Here is a 19235-nt window from a genome sequence, read left to right as displayed (position 1 = left end):
CTGTTGCATTTCATTTTACAATGAAGCGTGTGATTTATAGAAAAAAATGTGTGTTTATTGTATAGTATGAAATATTGGTACTAGAAAAAGAGTTGTTTATTCAACAAACGGGCCAGATTGTAGAATAAGGGGAGATTTTTAATAAAAGATGATAAAGAGTATTTAGTTGTTAATGTTAAACCAGACAAATATAAAGTACTTGATATCAGGTCTAAAAACCATTGTCCTTTCAAGACAATAACTATTCGGGTTCAATGGTCCTTAATGAGGAGTAATTATTTGTTACCGCCAATTATTTTAATTACAACAATCAAATTTGCGACATTAGGAGGCTGGGTCAATGAAGATAAACATATTTGTTGTTGAAGATGATGATGCTTTGTTTGCTGCGTTGAAGAAAGGTCTGGAGGCTTGGTCGTTCCGGGTTACGAGACCAGATGATTTTGAAGGTGTGATGCGTTCATTTCTCAAACAGCAGCCCCAGCTCGTCATCATGGATGTCATACTGCCGAAATTTGACGGTTTTCATTGGGCTCGCGAGATTCGCGCTGTATCTAAAGTACCCATTGTTTTCCTCTCCTCCCGCGATCACCCAATAGATATGGTCATGGCACTGAACATGGGGGCGGATGACTTCATCCAGAAGCCGTTTCATACAGACGTACTTTATGCCAAAATTCAAGCCATTCTCCGGAGGACATATGCTTATGGGGAAGAGCAATCGAATATTGTTGAATGGAACGGCGCTTTGATTGATTTGAATCGAGGTGTAATTCGAAACGCTGGGAAAGAAGTGGATTTAACAAAAAACGAATTTTTTATACTGATCACGCTCGTGAGATCGAACAATGCCATTATCTCGCGCCATGACTTGATGAGAAAGCTATGGGAGGACGAGCAGTTCGTAAATGACAATACCCTTACGGCGAATATAACCCGTTTACGGCAGAAACTGGAGCCAATCGATTTGGCAGACGCTATTGTGACAAAAAAAGGACTTGGTTATATGGCCATCACTTTATAGAGATTATGAACATGTACTGAAAGGGGGACCGTGCCATGTTTATTCGTTACGTTGATGCAAGGAAAAGCTGGATTTTACTATTTGCCGGCTTGCTCGGCTTAGCTAATGCTCTAATCCTGCTTGATCAAGGCATCCAGGTCACATCTACTTCTCTCTTTTATTTTAACGCCTTATTTATTCTGTCCTTTCTCCTGTTTTTTATATGGCGCTTCAAAAGAGAGACAAAATATGCCGCTGCATTAGCTACTCTGCAGGAAGATATGGCTTTAAATTGGATTGAGACACTTCCTGAGCCTGGGGACGGCCTAGACCAGCTGACCAACGACATCTTACGGGAGGCTTCCCTTCAGTTCAAACGAAAGCTTTCTGACTATAAGAAAACTCAACTGATTGAGAATGAATTCACGGCCTCGTGGATCCACGAGGTGAAGACTCCTCTCACCGCTATGAAGCTAATCCTGGACGCCCAGCCAAGTGATCCGGAAATACGTAAAATAGAAGCGGAATGGTTGCGGGTGTATTTGTTGGTTGACCGTCATCTACATATGACACGTCTGCCCGCAATCGAATCAGACTATGTTCTTGAATTGGCCTCCATACAGCGCCTTGCCGCGGAAGAAGTACGGGAGCTGGCGCCATGGTGTATGGAAAAAAATCTGGCCGTCAGTATCGAAGGAACGGATGTAAAGGCCATTACAGATCAAAAATGGTGCCGCTTCATTCTGCGGCAACTGTTGACGAATGCAGTGAAATATACTCCTGCGAATACGGCACTTATGATTGTGACGGATGTAACGGGGACAGGCCAGGTCTATTTGGATGTCATCGATGAAGGACCGGGAATACAGCCGCACGAATTGCCGCGTATCTTTGACAAAGGCTTCACAGGCGAAAACGGCAGGATTCAAAACAGAGCGACTGGACTGGGACTTTATCTCGCAAAAAACGTTGCAGATAAACTAGGAATTACCCTCAAAGTGCAACCCGGTCAAACGAAAGGTACGGTAATGCGAATAATTTTCGTCAATCCCAACGCATTCGAAGCTGTCCGAAGAGGGTCGGGCGAGTAATATCCAGCCATGAAGCAGTCAGGATTGTACCTGGCTGTTTTTTAGTTGCATAGGAAACTATAAAAAAATGCTGTGGATAACTTAGGTATCCAGGGCTAGCAACGTCCGACTCCAGCACCTTTGTTCTGTGGAATAGTGAACATGACAATATTGTCACGTTGTCTTGCCAGATTGTCATGTAAAACGTACGACAAGCGGAAAATCCAACAGTATAATAAAGCTATCGTCAAGCAACAATTATGATTTGGAGGTACGTTATGAATCAGTTGAATGTAGGAGAAACCGTTTTACAAGCACGAAATGTCCACAAAACATTTGGTACTAAAGGAAATACACAACATGTATTAAAAGGAATAGATTTACACGTCACCCGCAGTGAATTTGTCGGCATTATGGGTCCTTCTGGCTCAGGCAAGACGACATTGCTTAACGTCTTAGCCACGATTGATCATACAACGGACGGAACGGTTTTAATTGATGATGAAGATATCTCTAAGCTAAGTAATACCGCGCTTTCCACCTTTCGTCGCAACAAGTTGGGATTCATCTTCCAGGATTATAATCTGCTGGATACGTTGACAGTGAAGGAAAATATATTGCTACCCATCTCTCTTAGCAAAATGAGCAAGCGGAAAGCGGAAAGCAAGTTCACAGCCATTGCCGATGTGTTTGATATAAGAGCACTGGCAAAAAAATATCCGCATGAATTATCAGGCGGCCAGAAACAACGGACAGCTGCTGGGCGCGCCCTAATCCACCAGCCTTCCATCGTGTTTGCGGACGAACCAACAGGTGCACTGGATTCCAAATCCGCATCCTCGTTACTGGACGTGATGGAGAAGGTGAATCAGCAGCGAGGCGTCACCGTTGTCATGGTGACCCATGATCCGGTTGCCTCCAGCTATTGTAGCCGTGTTGTGTTTTTAAGGGACGGGAAGATTTATTCCGAGCTGTACCGCGGCGATAAAACAAGACATGCCTTCTTTAATGAAATTATGGACGTGCAAGCTGTACTGGGGGGCGATAATGTTGACAGTTTTTGAATTAGCGCTTCGCAGTATGCGACAAAATGTGAAGCATTATTATTTGTACTTCTTTGCGCTAAACTTTAGTATGAGCCTGTATTTTGTTTTCACCTCACTACAACACGATCAGGCTGTTCAGAATATGACATATCCGAGTGTTGACTTCTTTGCTGGGTTTCAAATTGCAGGAGTCATGCTGATTATAATCGTTGGGATTTTTTCTATCTCGGCCAACGGCATTTTCCTTCGTCGGCGCAGTCGGGAAATCGGACTATATCAGCTGATTGGTCTTTCCAAAGGCTGGGTAGCACGTTATCTAATAATCGAGAATATACTGATTGGTTTAGGTGCATTACTTGCCGCAATCATTTTCGGTGCGTTGATTTCAAGACTGTTCGTCTTGATTTTGTTGAATCTGCTCGATTTAGAAGGGATTGTCGAAATCGGCTTCTCCGTACCAGCGGCTTTGAAAACATTGATGGTCTATCTTCTCATCATCGTCATCACTTCCATTCAAATGATATGGAGGCTTTATCGCAGCACCCTTATAGATCTGTTTCAAGCTGATAAGCGTCCTGACCTCGATAAGCCGCCCAAAGCGGTGACATCTGCTATTTTTGCTCTGCTCGGTTTGGCGCTGATTGGATATGGATATGAATTATCAGGTCATATCAATAAACAGTTATTCGTTAACGCACTATTGATGCTCGGATCCATCGTTGCAGGAACTTTCCTATTGTTTCGGATTACAATCAGATGGTGCTTTTACCAGTTCCGCAAACATAAAGATGGACATCTAGGCTTAACAAACAGCCTGTCGGTAGCTCCGCTGATGCACCATACGAAAGCAAATGCCAACTCACTTACCTTGATTACGTTGTTGTCAGCCATGACCATCACGATGATTTCCATGGCATACTCCTTCTACTACTCTGTAGAGCAAGAGACCCGCCGTGATCTCCCTTATGATTTTATGTTTGAAAACGAGCGACAGGAGGCACAGTCATTCAAGAAGGATTTGGAGAAGGAAGGCATCGATGTTAAACACCACGTCGTTGAAGCGGTTCTAACGATGGGCACTATCCTTAATCCGAACGACGAATCCGACAAATTTGAAGAAAGTTTGTTATGGCTTCCGGCCGAACAGCTTAAACAAACAGGCGCAGACATCAACATTCCACCAGATGGAGAAGTCATTTTGTACAATGCTGGGGCCTCACTTGCTGGGGACTTAGATGAGCAGTCGAAGCGATATCCAACCAAAATAGAGCTGGAGCAGCACGGACAGACCGTTATGTATACATTGAGGACATTGATGGAAAGGAATATCATGAATTTAGATGCTCCTGGCAATCAGCTGCTCGTGTCAGAAGCGACGATGGATGAGATTGCTAAGGAAATGGCCGGTACGCCTGATTATAAAAAAATTCGCTTTGATACGTATCAAGTTCCAGACAAGGAAGAGCTCTCCAAAGCTTCCTCTTTATACAACGCAAAATACGTCAGTGATGATCAATTAACCTATGATTTCTATACGCAGTACAAAGAAGTGCTGCAGACGACAGGCTTGCTCATTTTCATCGCAGCTTTCCTTGGACTTGTCTTTTTGATCTCGACCGGCAGTATCTTATATTTCAAGCAAATGACCGAAGCCGAGCAGGAAAAACAAAGCTTTAAGACATTGCGTCAGCTTGGATTTGACGTGAATATGATCATGAAAGGCATTATACGAAAACAGGCCATTGTGTTCCTTCTCCCACTAACGATTGGTATGCTACATTCGATATTTGCTATCAAGGCGGCTTCATTTATGATCCGGTCGAACACCATGTTTCCGGCATCCATTGCCATGACGATTTATACAGTTATTTATTTTGTATTCGCTCTGTTAACCATAAGATACTACCGCAACATTGTAAAAACGCTATGTCATAACCATCACTTATAAATAGGGGGGATAAGCTATATGGGGTACTGCCAACATTTCGGACATTTTGTACGCTAAGCATATTTTTAACTTAAAGAAATCGATTCCTTATCGTACAGGGAATCGATTTTTTGTTTTACGCGTGCCCAGCAAGCCGTTAATTGCTAGTAGGTGAAAGTCCAACCTGAGTAAGTGCCAAGACACTCAGTAGCTGACAGGCGACCGGTGAAGAAATTCTAAGGTTGAAGCCCTGTGACAAAGTAACTCTATCAAGAGTGCGAGCAACCTAACAGGTTGTAACATTAAGTGAATCCTGCCGCCTTGTCAATTACAACCCTCTATGAGGATGAAAGGGAAGTTGAGCCTGGGTGATATGGGCGAAAACCATGGAAGGTGTGAAGCACTTGGAAAAGCAACACCAAAGAATCCCTCGGGGTATGGGGAGCGACATGTTAGGAAAGTAGTTAACGGAACTGGGGATACTCTCCTCGGTCACTTTCTTTCGAAAGAAGTAAAACAGAAATCTATAAGCTTATTGTGAAATGGTGGATGGACCAAGAGGGAGTCGGAGGGGGTCATAGTACCGATGATAACAACGACAACATAACGTTGTTTAGGGAAGGACGGCAAATAGCCATTACCCTACTTCGTTCACATGTTCAAAGGAGGTAAGAGTCAGTGAATGCCAAGAAAATGGCTAACTACACCAATAAAGTGAAAGCTCAAGAACTCTGGAAAACATTATATCTTTGTGCCAAGGAAAGTAAGACTCGTCGATTTCATGCATTGTACGACAAGATTTATCGACCTGATATCTTGTGGGAAGCATGGCAAAGAATGAAAAGAAAAAGAGGAAGTGGAGGCGTGGATTCGCAAACGCTGGAAGATATCGAGGCTTACGGCGAGAAGTTTAGGATGGCAGTAAATTAGAGGTAAAATACACATTTTGAATCATAGGTTTAAAATAGTTACTTTTCAATAAAAATCTGATAGGAAGTGTAAAAAAATATGTTAGATACTATATGTTTTTCTGCAAAAAAAAATTTACGATTAATCGCTCCGATTCACAATATTATAAAATCAAAAAAGGAGAAAATAAATACTATATATGTAAAAGTTGCAATAATTCACTTCAACAAGAAGCGATTAATAAAACTGGAATAAGTCCGGATCAAATTGATGAATATGAAAAATTTTTCCGGTATAAATAAAACTCCCTTTAACATCGCGTACATGTCAATTTTCCCATCACTCTTACAGCCGAACATCTTTACTTAAAAATCTGAAAGGAATGCCAAGGCATTCATATTCAGTTAAAGGGGTGTTAATTAAGTAAGAATTAATGCTTTTTTTGTTGAAGTTTTTAAGTGAACTAGCAGATTAGCTAAGAAATGAATTTATTTTACTACGTAGAAATAGGTATAATAGTATTTCAAACTAGTACAGAAAGTAGGTTGCTCATTGGATATTTCTATACGTTGGAAAAATGTATATTTGAAAAAATGGGTTTATCAAGCAATTAAACAATAATCAGATGAAGACTATGGCACCCAACTCCAAAGAGTAACCATAGCAAATCTAATATCTCATATAAAAGGTCCAGTGCCTCAACGACTTGAAACAGTATTTCTTAATGTAGCAGATAAAAGAGATAGAGATAAAGAGTTTGAGCGAGGGCTTCATTTATCAATAAAAGAAGCTCTTACACTTGCTAATGAAACATTTGATATAATTCAGATTTTAGAAGATGCGAGATTAAAACCCTAATTGTTAGTGTCGCAACCTCATCTGAATATGCCTCCACTTACTTTTAATGCTAATAGTAACGAATTAACATTACTCAATATGATGGTACAAATGGTGCCAGAAATACATAACCCTACAGGGCAAATTATGACATTGCAAAAATGAGGAAGGGAAACGTTAGTTCACGTTGCATTTTCCTTATGTTTAGCGAATCGAAGAGGTTGCTGGAACGATTTCTGATGCTATAGACCAGTAAACAAACATCTATGTAAAGTTTTTTTACTCTTATGATCAATTGATACTGCACGGAATTATTGAATCAGTTGATCAATATTGCCGGCGGATGAAGCTGCGCCATGAGAATAATGAGTGTACATGAGTAAATCTCTGTGACATTGTTGATCTTTATTTTAAAAGTGTCCCATAAAGCTTCCCACGAAACTTTTTAGTTCACTTTGAGCTGTCTGTTTTCCTCTTCAAGTTTTTTGATACGCTCATTCTTTGCTGCCAGGAGGAGATCCTTACCTTTATCCATTATCTGTTTTTAATTTTTTGTACGTGTATGGCTTTCCTTTTGTTCTCTTAGCACTTCAATTTGCTTTCTGATATCCGGTTGATTGTAAGATAATAGAATTGCAATTGCACCTATCCCTTTCATACCAATCGTTAGAGCTTATTTTTTATGTCCGAAACTTGAATTAATAACAATTTTTTCAAATCCACATCAGATTCACAAAGAAAATGGTCTTAAATGGGCTAATTTCTTTATAAGAATAGCTCCCGATTGTGGAAGGTTGAAATGTGAAAGAGATGCAAAGCTCCTGTTGATTAGGGAAGTCCTATTACATCAACAGAAGCATCTTTTACATATATCTTTAATTGTAATAAACACAATATGAATTTAATTAGGTCTTTCCATTTCACTCATGAATAACCACGAACTGAGCACCAATACAATAATAATTACGTAAAAATAGTACGGTTTTCAATTTGGGCTTACTCCCACTTTTCAAAACTTGAACACCTAAAGGAGGAAGAGCTATGCAGAGTCCTGTTAGTGAGATTATCGTTGTCGTATTTGTTCCTTTTAGTACCCCCAATGCTAAGACAAACATCATTCCTAAAGCAAGTGATCGAAACCACCCAAAAACCTTAGACAGATATGCTCCTATAGCTAATACAATCCAGTTACAGTTGCATAACAGTTACTAAACGACTTTCATTTATTAACTGGCCACGGCCAACGTGAATAAAACAAGCATTGGGTCAGCTTTCTTCTCTTGAGGTTCAGAATCATCCTCCTTATTTTCATCTAATCAAAGTAAGGAGATTGAACTGCTTAGCAGAATGAAGAACCACACAACTGAAAGGTTTTCAAAGGATTTCGTATGCTCACTCTTGGCTGGTCAGATGGTGTGTCTTTTAGGCCACTTGCTTTTTTCTTTGAGTTCAAAAACAGAGAAAAATCGGTACCAGAACATCGATTTGAATATAGACAAACGAACAGTTGGTTTCTTCCACTAATCTGCTTTTTTAACACAATAGTAGTTGCCAAATTTGGGTCACTCTTTGCTTGGCTATTGCAGCTTTTAAGTGAAAAAAATCAATTTTTTTCTAAAAAACAAAATCTACTAACTCATCGAATAATATTGATACATGATCAACTAACTCAATTGACTTTCATTGCAGAGTGTTTCTAAATGATAACGGATTACTTCCTTCACCTTATCTGGAGAGTAGACATCAGGTCTTAACAGAGCATGAATGGACAATCCATCAATTAATACCGCTAGCCTACTCTTTTCTAATTTTACATTAGTTGAATCAGATAAAATCCCTTGTAGAGCTAATATCTCGATCATTGAACTTGCTAATTCATACATACCGTTAGTCATTTCATCTTTTTTTTCTTTTAATGTATCACTTGTAAGTGACTGAAGTGCAAGGATCCACCAAACACTCGTTTCGATTTTCTTTTCTTCATCAATTGGTACAAGCTCCAATAAAACTGCTGCGACTGCCTGCAATGGATTGTCTGACCAACTTTTACTTTGAGAACGTTTTTTCCCTTCTTCCAGATAATAATCCATGATAAATAATAACATTTCATCCTTAGTTGAAAAATAATGTCTTAACGCTCCAGCAGACATGCCTGCCTCAGTAGCAACTCTTCTTATAGATGCTTTTTCGATTCCCTCTTTCTTAATAATACTCCAAGCGGCCTCAGCAATTGACTTCCTCTTTTTTTCATGATTAACCATCCTTGGCATAAAAAATCACTTCCCTTTCTTAACACAGTGTGTTATTATAATTTTAACACACTGTGTTATTTAAATTATAACATATAAAAAGGAGGGACTCTATATTTGATCGAAAGTATTGAAGCATTGATGCCTTCTTCATCATTAGACACATCGATAGCTTTGCTAATTATTTCTATTTGCGCATTAATTGATATATTAAGTCCTGGTGTACTTGCTGTAACAGCCTATTTATTATTGACACAGCCTAATCAATTATCTTCTCGCTTGCTTGTTTTTTTGTTTATTACGCAGTTTGGCTATCTTCTGGTGGGCTTATTCCTATACTTTGGTGGAGATTCACTATTGAAAGGAATCGGAAAGTTATCTGAATTTGACTTTATCAATTGGTTTTATATCCTTTTTGGAGCAGTTATGGCTCTAATTAGCTTCTGTAAACCAAATGAAAATACAAAAAAACGTTTAATTTCATTTATCCCCCAAAAAACAACGATGAAAGGGATGATCATGTTAGGTATCATTGTTTTTCTAATTGAATTTGTAACTGCTTTGCCTTACTTTTATTCCATTTTGTTAATGAATCACCTAACAATTGAGCCTTCCTCTTCTATCTTTATTATAATTGGCTACAATCTTGTAATGGTGCTTCCTTCTCTTCTTTTGTTAGGGGTTAATATTATGTTTAAAGAGAGACTGCAACAATTTCTAAATAAAATTAGATCAAAATTAAATGAAGCTCCGATTTCCTCACTCTTGGTAGCGATAGGAGTCGTAGGTGCGGTTTTTTTCAACATCGGTCTTAGAGGCATATTAAATTAAAAAATTATTAATGAGGTGTTCATCATGAAAGAAATTATCAGTGGACTTGGTCTACTTTTCGTTATACAGGGAGTAGGCGGATTAATCAATCATTTGACTAATGGTGGAAAAAGTTGGTTTTTGGTAAATTATATTAATGCGTTTCAGGGACTTGAAATTGTTATGGACATTATATTTATTGTAGTTGGCGGAATCATAGGGTTAGCCTCTTGGAAAATAGACGGATCAACTAAAAGATCAACTAAAAGAGAAAATTAAAATATAAAGCAATTAGGATGGCTTTTACATAGCCGTCCAGTTTGGCGGATGCTCTTTTGAGATATATTTTTAAATATTCATAGAGGGGAACATAAGAATTATTATGAATTCAAAACATATAGGGAGCTCGTCTCTCCAAAAGGAAGGTCGGTTATACTTTATTGATAACCTAAGGGCAGCTCTTACAATGTTAGTAGTGCTACATCATTTAGTGTATTTTTCCATCTATAACGAGGTATTATCACAAGGGTCTATTGGGGTTGTTATGGGCCTTCTATTCCTTGCTTTTAATCAGACTTTTTTCATGGGGACGTTTTTTCTTATTTCCGGATATTTTGTTCCTTCATCTTTTGAACGTAATGGAGCAACCCGATTTATCAAAGATAGATTTATCCGGTTCCTAGTCCCGTTTATCTTCTACGTTCTCATTCTTAGCCAAGTTCAATCAATTGAAGTCTATATGCTTAACCAGGAGCCATTTACATGGCAAACCTATTTTTCACATTTAACCTATGGCCCGATGTGGTACGTCGAGCTACTTTTCGTATTCGTTTGTTTATACGCAGTCTGGGCGAAATTTATGAGTAAAAATAAGCTATCAGTAGTTCGTCAGAGTACGCCACCCACCTACAGGATGTTTACAGTCTTTGTCATGATATTAGCAGTAGGATACTTCATCATAAGACTGTGGGTCCCTGCTCTTGATTTACCCGGTGGATCTCCCGGGGTTCAATCATTCGTTGGACTTTTTACAGCAAGCGGCTACGATCTCCCACAATATGTCGGGCTATTCATTTTGGGCATCATCGCTTACCAACGCAATTGGTTTCGAAATACTCCTGATTCTATGGGTAGGGCGGGTTTTGGAATTGCAATTGGAGCATCGATTCTTCTCCTTCCCTTAGTCTTGATATTTGGGATAGACGGATTACAGTTTTCTGGCGGCTGGAACTGGACATCTTTGGTTTATTCTCTGTGGGAAGCTCTATTTTGTGTTGGCGTCATTCTCGGATTAATCATATTCTTTCGCAAAAGAGTTTTTCATCAAGGAAAAGGTTGGAGCTTCTTGTCAGCCCATTCTTTCGTGATTTACATCATTCATATACCGATTATCGCTATTGTTATTGCTGGATTGAAGGTCATCCACTTTCCACCATCCTTCATGTTTCTAGCTATGATTCTGATCACGATACCACTTTGCTTCTTGTTAAGTTATATAATTAAGCAGATTCCCTTTGCGTCAAAGATTCTTTAGGATGGTGAATATTAAAGAAAAAAAGAGGATACGACGATAACCATATCTGCCCTTATGCTTCTCAAAAATAGAACTAATGAGCCTTTTCCACTTTGAATTTTTATCTGAGTGCTCAAAAGTATTAATTTTATAATAATAAGTGTTACGTGGAATACCGGAAATTTTGAGTAATGTCTTCACAGGATAATCGCGCTTTAGCTCATATCTACTTTTACTTTTTTGTTTTGTCGTAATTTGTTTTCTTCTTGAACTAAGGCTTTCAACTTTTTTAAATAGAATTTTCCATTTAATAATATGTATAAATCTTTACTCCCACCTGGCTTATGTTCAGTTGGGCTTTTTTGTATTTAATGAATATTTTTTAAAATATTGCTCTTATTTTTGGCATTTCATAAAAAATCTTGTTGAAGGTTATGAAAGAGGAAATCATCACCCACCTTTGCAGTTGCGAAGGGAGAGGAAATGCATGATAGAACCAGATCGTACCGTGTGGCAAGTTCGCTGTGCATTTAATGCTTTTTGTAAACGTGTATTGAAGAATGAAGCAATCAATATTTTCAACGAAAGACAACAACGACAAGCAAAGGAGATGACATTTTCTGATCTCACACCACAAGAAGAAAATCAACTCTATACCTTAGATCAGCAATATGAAGGAGAAGAAGGACAAAGTTTTCAAGTGGCTGGAAAGAAAATCACTCCGAAATTACTCGCTGAAGCGTTGCGTACTTTGCCAATAGAAAAGCGTAAGACAGTCCTACTATACTATTTTTTTGATAAATCAGATGTAGAAATAGCCGAACTACTAGAGATTCCTCGTAGTACGGTTCAGTATAGACGGACAAGCTCTTTTAAAAGGTTAAAGCGATTTTTGGAGGAACATGCAGATGACTGGGATGATTGATGCTAACACAAAAGACAACGAATGTGGCTTATTACCGTATCCAATTATTTTAGCTGCAAATAAGGGTGATCCAGAAGCGATGAATTACGTTATTTTGCATTATGGAAGCTATATGGCAAGTTTGTCTATGCGTAAAATTTATAATGAGCGTGGTAATACGTATTTGGGCATTGATGTAGACACACATGATCGTTTACGTTCGAAGCTTATGTATGGCATTTTAGCTTTCAAGATTTGATTACATGGTTAAGTTTTCCCTTTCACATATATTGTTCTTTGACAAAGAAAGCACGGAAGATAACACCGTGCAGTATAAACCGAAAATCAGATACGTTCTACTGATGATGAGCTACTTGATTCATACGCCATGACTTTCGATAGAAACGAGCGATTATCTATGAGTCTAATGCAATCGTGGTGGATTGTTGGTGATAACCCATCAGTATAGATAATGATACTCCTTTACCGTCATGGTTCGAGCGTTCAAAGCGTCGCAAGCTATGAGTAGAGCTGGAAGGAATACTTGCAGGGGTGAAATTCCCCTGGAGCTGTACCAACAGCCATCTGATTTTAATTGATTAATTATAAGGGGGCATGTTTTTTGAAACAGAACTTGATTCCTTATAGTATGCAAATTGCTATGTTAAAACAACTGCTAACCCGTAAATTGATTACTGAGAAAGAATATTACATGGTTAAAAATAAATTAATGAAAGAATATGACATCATTTCTGATAGTACAGGCTGAATTGTGTTTCTATTGGCGATACAATAGAAAGTAGATAGGGAACACAAAAGGAGGAGCTGTTATGTCAAAAGTAGAAGTGATTCGTGCCAATAGTGACTTAGCCAGCCGGAAGCGTGGAAAAGAAATAAAACAGCTTATGGTAGCAGCCTATTGTAGGGTAAGTACAGATTCGGAAGATCGGTTAAATAGCTATAAATCACAAGTCTCTTATTATTCTGATTTAATTCAGAAAAATGTTGAATGGGTGTTAGCTGATATCTATGCAGATGAAGCCATCACAGGCACACAAGTAACGAAACGTGAAGACTTTCAACGAATGATCAATGATTGTATGAATGGAGATATTGATATGGTGATTACGAAATCAATATCTAGATTTGCAAGGAATACATTAGATACGCTGAAATATGTTCGGAAGTTAAAAGAAAGAGATATAGCCGTTTATTTTGAAGATGAAAAAATCAATACATTGACAATGGATGGAGAATTGTTGCTTGTCGTATTAAGTTCAGTCGCACAACAAGAAGTCGAAAATATATCCGCTAATGTTAAAAAAGGTTTAAAGATGAAAATGCAACGTGGAGAGTTAGTTGGTTTTCAAGGATGCCTTGGTTATGACTATCATCCAGAAGATAAAAGTATTTCAATTAATGAAAAAGAAGCGGAAATTGTTCGTTATATTTTTCAGAGATATGTGGAGGGAGCCGGAGGGAGTATTATCTCAAGGGAGCTAGAGAATTTAGGCTACAAAACAAAGAGAGGTACTCCAACATGGGCTGAAACAACTGTACTCGGAATTATCAAGAATGAAAAATATAAAGGCGATATTTTAATGGGAAAAACTTTTACATTAGATCCCATTTCAAAACGTCGATTAGAAAACTTTGGTGAGGAAGATTAGTATTATTTACGAAATCACCATGAACCAATTGTCAGTGCTGAAATGTTTGATAAAGCACAGGAAATTAGAATGAGAAGAAATGGGGGACGAAATACAGTAGAAAATAATGGCGGGAAGCGAGAAAAGTATAGTCGTAAATATGCGTTTAGTTGTATGATTGTGCCTATTGTGGAGGTACACTAACAAGACGTAGATGGCATAGTTCAACGAAATATAGCAAAACGATTTGGCAGTGCGTTACAAGTACAAAGAAGGGAAAAAAGTTCTGTCCACACAGTAAAGGAATACCCGAAGAAGCTATTGAAAAAGCTTTTCTAGAAAGTTACCGAATTATGTGTAATAATAACAAAGACGTATTGGAAGAATTTTTGCAACGAATGGAAGAAGCATTAAGTTCCAATACGATTCATAAAGAAATAGCTAAAATAGAAAAAGAAATTCAAGGATTAGAAAACAAAAAGAATAAATTAGTGGATATGATACTGGAGAATATTATCGATAAAGATACGCATGAAGATAAATATAATTCACTTATGCAAGAGATTAATGAGAAAGTACAAACAAGAGAAAAGTCCTTATCGAATTTAGAAGAAGAAAAGGATATTAAAAAACGCTTGTTAGCTTTCAAAAAAGTATTGGAACAAAATGAAGTGATTGATACGTTTGATCGGTATGTATTTGAAAGTGTCGTTGACAAGGTAATTGTCGGTGGAGTAGATGAAGAGGGAAATAAAGATCCTGCCATGATTACGTTTGTATATAAAACGGGTTTAAGTAATAGTATTTTTCTTCTTCGGTAAAGCTAGCCTTTGATTCTAGAGTTTTTCCACGGCGATCCTGAAGACCCTGTTTCCCATCTTTTCCATATTTACGTACCCAGCTATATACTTGTTGATAAGAAGCATTATACTTTTTAACCGCCTCATGATAATTGCATTCGTTCGCAATCGTATATTGGACAATTTCAATGCGTTCTTGAAGTGTGGTTTTACGCCCTTTTGTCATGGTTTCTCTTTACTAGTAGATTTTATCTCTTTTCCACTAGTGTACTGGTTTATCCATTGACGTAAAACCGAATTAGATGAAATATTAAACTTCTCACAAGTCATTCTCAGACTGCCTTCTCCACTTAGATAAAATTCAACAGCTTCCCTTTTCAGTTCGCTGGAATACTTCTTCCATATCCTCGCTTCCTTTAAACCATCCACACCATCTGCTTCGTATTTACTCACCCATAAGTTAATCGTAGTACGGTCAACAGAGTATTCTTTAGCAATCGTACTGACAGACGTCCTCCCCTCAATTACACGTAATACTGCCTCGATTCTTTCGTCTAACGTATGTTTACTTCTTCTTTTAGACATAGAAAATGCGCCCAATATAGTAGTAGAGAATTTTTAATATTTCTCTGTCTACCATATTGGGAGCATATCAAAAAACGATGTGTACTATCTTACACTTATTTTTCAAGATATTTCGGCAGCTTGATAATTACTTTAAACAAATCTCCATCGATGTGAATGCTAAAATCGCCCTTTTGTAACTCAATTAGGCTTCTGGCGATGGACAGTCCGAGCCCGCTGCCTTCTGTTGATCTCGATTCATCTCCTCGTTTAAATCGCTCCATTAATTCATCAGCCGTCATATTTAACTCTGCAGCGGAAATATTTTTAAAGGTCATCTGGATCTTGTCATCTCGATCAGTAATATCAATGTAGACCCTCGAACCTTCTAGCGCATAATTAAAAATATTGGAGAAAAGATTTTCGATGGAACGCCAGAGTAATCTGCCATCCGCTTTCACATAGATCTTGTCTTCGGGATGATTTACTTTGAATTGGAGATTATTAGCTTCAATTTTATCTGTCAGTTCGCCTATGCCTTGTGTAATTAATGAATTTACATCAATTTTTTCTAGCTCTACAGGAACATTCCCGCTAGAGGCTTTGGCTGCATCGAATAAGTTATCGGTCAAACTTTTAAGCCGCTTTGATTTTTGATCTAAAATTTCCACAAATCCCTTCGCTATGATTGGGTCTTCTGTCTGTTTTAATAAGTCGACATACGTAATAATGGAAGTGAGGGGAGTTCTAATATCATGGGAGACATTTGTAATTAGCTCGGTTTTCAGCCGCTCACTTTTTAATTCATTATTTACTGCATTTTTTAATCCATCCGTGATGGTATTAATATTTTTAGCTAATGTCGCAAATTCGCCTTTACTGGTGACATCAATCGGGTGATGCAGATTTCCTGTTTTAATTTCAGCAACCCCGTCTTGAATTGCTTGGAATTCTTTCACTTTTTTATAAGCAAACCATGCTGCGACTCCAATTGTTACTGGGAACATGAAGAAAGTTAGGGCAATTAAAATTGGATAACCGACAACGATTAATACAGTTTTCATTCCCGTTTTGCCGCTCCGGTATATATTATTTATCCATTGAACGATGATCAAAATTATTTGGAAAATCAATGTATGCTTAAATAACGTTCTGTTTTTAATATGCTTCACAAGCGATAAAATCAACACAAAGACAATAATAGCAATTGGAATTGAAATCAATAGAATCATTTGTTGATCGACATTATATAAGAATTCCGCAAGTACAAAGAATAACAAGATGAAAGCAGCGACAATGATTACATTTATATCCGTGAACATTTTATCAACGAAATGGAAATGTATCTCTTTATCTTGAAATGACTTTCTGCCAATAACTAGTGCAAGATAAATGAATAAGAAAAGAAAGCCCGAGATAAAAAGAATTAATTGGTATAATTGTTGTGAAGCTTCTTCGCTAGTCTTGTTCCACTCCTCAATGGCAGGATTTAAAAATTCTTCGGTATATGCGAGATAGACTACTGTGTTTTCTTGATTGAGCTGTTCAATTGGCTCTGTAACCCATTCTAGGTAGTCACTTTCCTGTACTTCTTCCGGATAAGCTTCTATCTTATAGTCTTCAAAGATAAAATAAGCAGGCAGGGCTTCAAACTGCTTTTTATCTTTCATTGTTGTGTTTGTATATACTTGATTTCCATCAGTTACGTAATAAAGCGGTGCTTTCCTATTTTCTAGCCTTTGCAACAGCTGATGGTATTCTCTTAATTCTCTTTGAATCAGTTGTTCTCTTCCTAATGTGATTTCTTCATTGTATTCCTGTTCAAATTTCTCATATTGCTCTTCTTCGGTTGCAGAGGTTTCTGTGTTCCGGAAATCAGAATGTACATGATCCATATAATCATAGAATAACTCTTCTTCTATATTATTCCATGTGCTCTTGTCAATCGTTTCCCCTTTTAAAATATGCTCTTCATTTTTATAGATTGTCAGTACATCTGCTATGTCCCGAACAAGTGAAGAGCTTTGTTCCGCATAGTCGTAACTTTGATAATAATTTTTATTGACTAGACTATAGTTATAGTAGGGCATCTTCACTAGGTTAATGGCTGATGTAATCGCTCCTGTAAGGCATGCTATCATCAGTACAAAGACAATAAACTTGGTAACATTAGTATGACTAAATTTTTTCAACTTTATATCCCACTCCCCAGACGACTTTTAAATATTTTGGCTCTTTCGGATTGATTTCAATCTTCTCTCTAATTTTCCGGATATGCACAGCTACTGTATTTTCCGGTCGATAGGCTGGTTCATTCCATACCTTTTCATAAATTTCTTCGATGGAAAATACTCGCCCAGCATTGGCAGTTAGCAGCTTGAGAATTTTATATTGCACTGGTGTAAGATGAACTGTTTTTCCATCTGCAATAATGCTCTTCGTTTCATCGTCAATTTCAAGACCGCCCGTTTGATAGACATTGCTTTTCTTCTCGAGACTACCTAAGGACGTATATCTTCTCAAGCTTGCTTTTACTCTGGCAATCAACTCTAGAGGGTTAAATGGCTTCGTGATGTAATCGTCAGCCCCTAAATTCAACCCGATAATTTTATCTGTATCCTCTGATTTTGCGGAAAGCATAATGACGGGAATATTATTTTCCTCACGAATTTTCCGCGTTGCTTTCATTCCATCCATTACTGGCATCATAATATCCATAATAATAAGGTGAATCTCATGATTTTGAATAACGTCAAGCGCTTCTTCCCCATTATAGGCCTTCAGGATTTGATAGCCCTCATGTTCTAAATAAATTCCAATCGCATCGACAATTTCTTTATCATCATCACAAATTAAGATGTTCATGAACGTTCACTCCTGCATCATATTCAAAACTTCTCTTTCCTCGAGTAAAAATAGTATAGCAACTAAATCTTAACAATTAACAGCGTTAATTCTTAAGGTTTTCTTATTATTATTTGTCACGATGTAAAGTGAAACTTCAATCCGCGGGGAGTTTTCTTCATCTCTACGGATTGTTAGTTGAACGAACCTTAGGTGTTACGTTTCATCCTACCTAAATTTTCTCGACATGGACTGAAGGTTTGAGGTGGGAGTTTTACGGACGGTTACGCCGGGATAACATTAAGAAATTCTTAAGAATGGTATAAGGGCTTTCCAGGATTATAGTTATCTTAATCATAATCATAACGGAAGGGGGATGAAAGAGAAGAGAAAAAAGATATATTTATTTTTAACGGATACAGGGACATTATATAACGGCTTTCCGAAAGAAGTCTCCCATCCTCAAGGAATGTGAAGGTTCGAATAGCAACAAGGAGTAGGTGGAGACGAATTTCGGTTGGCTTTAGCCAAAACTCCTTCCATATGGTATAATGGGAACATACATGCTGTTTGGTGGGGTGAATGAATATGACTAAACAACATAAAGCCTTCCAATTTCGTATGCTACCAAATAAAGAACAGGCAGCATTATTAGCCAAAACATTTGGTTGTGTTCGTTTTGTCTACAACATGATGTTAACAGAACGCAAGGAAATATATGAAAAGTTCAAAGATGATAAAGAAGCACTTCAAAAGCAAAAATTTCCGACTCCTGCAAAATATAAAAGTGAATTTCCATTTTTAAAAGAAGTGGATTCTTTAGCTTTGGCAAACGCACAAATGAACTTACAAAAAGCTTATAAAAACTTTTTTGAAGGTCGTGCTGCATTTCCGAAATTCAAAAGTCGTAAACATAAGCAGTCTTACACAACCATGCACGTTGGGAAAAGCAGCGTTTGAAAGTGGCTGAACTACAAGAAAAGACAGCCAATCAACGGAAGAACTTTCTTCACCACAAATCAAAAGAATTAGCATCCACCTATGACGCTGTTGTTACCCGAAGACTTGGACATGAAAGGAATGTCTCAGGCCCTTGACTTTGGGAAAAGT

19 protein-coding genes and 3 pseudogenes are annotated in these 19235 nt (G+C 37.8%); 17 read left to right on the top strand and 5 right to left on the bottom strand.

Features of this window, described 5'->3' with window-relative positions:
- Positions 1–340 precede the first annotated feature (340 nt).
- From IEX94_RS06130 to IEX94_RS20380, 7 genes and pseudogenes are all read left to right on the top strand, one after another.
- Positions 341–1024: a response regulator transcription factor gene (locus tag IEX94_RS06130; protein ID WP_188856461.1), complete on the top strand. Its 684-nt coding sequence runs from the start codon at positions 341–343 to the stop codon at positions 1022–1024.
- A gap of 35 nt (positions 1025–1059) precedes the next feature.
- A complete protein-coding gene (locus tag IEX94_RS06125) occupies positions 1060–2094 on the top strand; it encodes a sensor histidine kinase (RefSeq protein WP_188856460.1) in 1035 nt (344 codons plus the stop codon).
- A 257-nt stretch (positions 2095–2351) separates the two neighbouring features.
- Entirely contained in the window at positions 2352–3137 is a 786-nt protein-coding gene (locus tag IEX94_RS06120) for an ABC transporter ATP-binding protein (RefSeq protein WP_188856459.1), read from the top strand.
- The gene (locus IEX94_RS06115) at positions 3121–5067 is read left to right on the top strand and encodes an ABC transporter permease (protein ID WP_229782593.1); all 1947 of its coding nucleotides are present in this window, start codon (positions 3121–3123) and stop codon (positions 5065–5067) included. The genes IEX94_RS06120 and IEX94_RS06115 overlap by 17 nt, the downstream gene beginning before the upstream one ends.
- 657 nt (positions 5068–5724) lie before the next feature.
- On the top strand, positions 5725–5976 hold the full coding sequence (locus IEX94_RS06110; RefSeq protein ID WP_188856457.1) for a TetR family transcriptional regulator: 252 nt from the start codon (positions 5725–5727) through the stop codon (positions 5974–5976).
- Between the two features lie 1857 nt (positions 5977–7833).
- Entirely contained in the window at positions 7834–8004 is a 171-nt protein-coding gene (locus tag IEX94_RS06105; protein WP_188856456.1) for a hypothetical protein, read from the top strand.
- Between the two features lie 99 nt (positions 8005–8103).
- Positions 8104–8307: pseudogene (locus IEX94_RS20380) on the top strand (IS4 family transposase); the annotation flags it as partial.
- Between the two features lie 149 nt (positions 8308–8456).
- Here the strand turns inward: IEX94_RS20380 and IEX94_RS06100 are convergent.
- Entirely contained in the window at positions 8457–9062 is a 606-nt protein-coding gene (locus IEX94_RS06100) for a TetR/AcrR family transcriptional regulator (RefSeq protein ID WP_188856455.1), read from the bottom strand.
- A gap of 96 nt (positions 9063–9158) precedes the next feature.
- Between IEX94_RS06100 and IEX94_RS06095 the strand changes: the two genes are divergently transcribed.
- The 9 genes and pseudogenes from IEX94_RS06095 (at position 9159) to IEX94_RS19670 (ending at position 14738) form a co-directional block, all read left to right on the top strand.
- Complete coding sequence (locus tag IEX94_RS06095; protein WP_188856454.1) at positions 9159–9872, top strand: GAP family protein; 714 nt, start codon at positions 9159–9161, stop codon at positions 9870–9872.
- Positions 9873–9896: 24 nt separating this feature from the next.
- Positions 9897–10130, top strand: a complete 234-nt coding sequence (locus IEX94_RS06090; RefSeq protein WP_188856453.1) for a hypothetical protein — start codon at positions 9897–9899, stop codon at positions 10128–10130.
- A 103-nt stretch (positions 10131–10233) separates the two neighbouring features.
- On the top strand, positions 10234–11385 hold the full coding sequence (locus IEX94_RS06085) for an acyltransferase family protein (protein ID WP_188856452.1): 1152 nt from the start codon (positions 10234–10236) through the stop codon (positions 11383–11385).
- A gap of 466 nt (positions 11386–11851) precedes the next feature.
- Positions 11852–12289: an RNA polymerase sigma factor gene (locus IEX94_RS06080; RefSeq protein WP_188856451.1), complete on the top strand. Its 438-nt coding sequence runs from the start codon at positions 11852–11854 to the stop codon at positions 12287–12289.
- Positions 12273–12527 (top strand): helix-turn-helix domain-containing protein, encoded by a 255-nt coding sequence (locus tag IEX94_RS06075; RefSeq protein WP_188856450.1) that lies wholly within the window; start codon positions 12273–12275, stop codon positions 12525–12527. The genes IEX94_RS06080 and IEX94_RS06075 overlap by 17 nt, the downstream gene beginning before the upstream one ends.
- A gap of 363 nt (positions 12528–12890) precedes the next feature.
- Positions 12891–13037 carry a conjugal transfer protein gene (locus tag IEX94_RS06070; RefSeq protein ID WP_188856449.1) on the top strand — a complete coding sequence of 49 codons (147 nt, stop codon included), beginning with the start codon at positions 12891–12893 and terminating at the stop codon, positions 13035–13037.
- Positions 13038–13098: 61 nt separating this feature from the next.
- Positions 13099–13938: a recombinase family protein gene (locus tag IEX94_RS19680; RefSeq protein ID WP_229782591.1), complete on the top strand. Its 840-nt coding sequence runs from the start codon at positions 13099–13101 to the stop codon at positions 13936–13938.
- 149 nt (positions 13939–14087) lie between these two features.
- Positions 14088–14204: pseudogene (locus IEX94_RS19675) on the top strand (hypothetical protein); the annotation flags it as partial.
- Positions 14205–14270: 66 nt separating this feature from the next.
- Positions 14271–14738, top strand: a complete 468-nt coding sequence (locus IEX94_RS19670; protein ID WP_229782595.1) for a hypothetical protein — start codon at positions 14271–14273, stop codon at positions 14736–14738.
- On the opposite strand, the gene IEX94_RS20245 is transcribed toward IEX94_RS19670, so the two are convergent.
- The 4 genes from IEX94_RS20245 to IEX94_RS06045 all read right to left on the bottom strand — a co-directional run bounded on the left by IEX94_RS20245 (position 14686) and on the right by IEX94_RS06045 (position 18146).
- Positions 14686–14943 carry a helix-turn-helix domain-containing protein gene (locus IEX94_RS20245; RefSeq protein WP_188856448.1) on the bottom strand — a complete coding sequence of 86 codons (258 nt, stop codon included), beginning with the start codon at positions 14941–14943 and terminating at the stop codon, positions 14686–14688. The two genes, IEX94_RS19670 and IEX94_RS20245, sit on opposite strands and share 53 nt — an antisense overlap.
- Positions 14940–15302, bottom strand: coding sequence for a helix-turn-helix domain-containing protein (locus tag IEX94_RS06055; RefSeq protein WP_188856447.1), 363 nt, complete (start codon positions 15300–15302; stop codon positions 14940–14942). The genes IEX94_RS20245 and IEX94_RS06055 overlap by 4 nt, the downstream gene beginning before the upstream one ends.
- A 95-nt stretch (positions 15303–15397) precedes the next feature.
- Complete coding sequence (locus IEX94_RS06050) at positions 15398–17473, bottom strand: sensor histidine kinase (RefSeq protein WP_229782590.1); 2076 nt, start codon at positions 17471–17473, stop codon at positions 15398–15400.
- Positions 17460–18146, bottom strand: coding sequence for a response regulator transcription factor (locus tag IEX94_RS06045; protein WP_188856446.1), 687 nt, complete (start codon positions 18144–18146; stop codon positions 17460–17462). Before IEX94_RS06045 ends, IEX94_RS06050 begins: the two co-directional genes overlap by 14 nt.
- 567 nt (positions 18147–18713) lie before the next feature.
- On the opposite strand from IEX94_RS06045, the pseudogene IEX94_RS06040 reads away from it, so the two are divergent.
- Positions 18714–19235: pseudogene (locus IEX94_RS06040) on the top strand (helix-turn-helix domain-containing protein); the annotation flags it as partial.

This window comes from Oceanobacillus indicireducens (genome assembly GCF_014647195.1).
Taxonomy (GTDB): Bacteria; Bacillota; Bacilli; order Bacillales; family Amphibacillaceae; genus Oceanobacillus; species Oceanobacillus indicireducens.
This window is presented reverse-complemented; position numbering and strand designations above follow the sequence as displayed.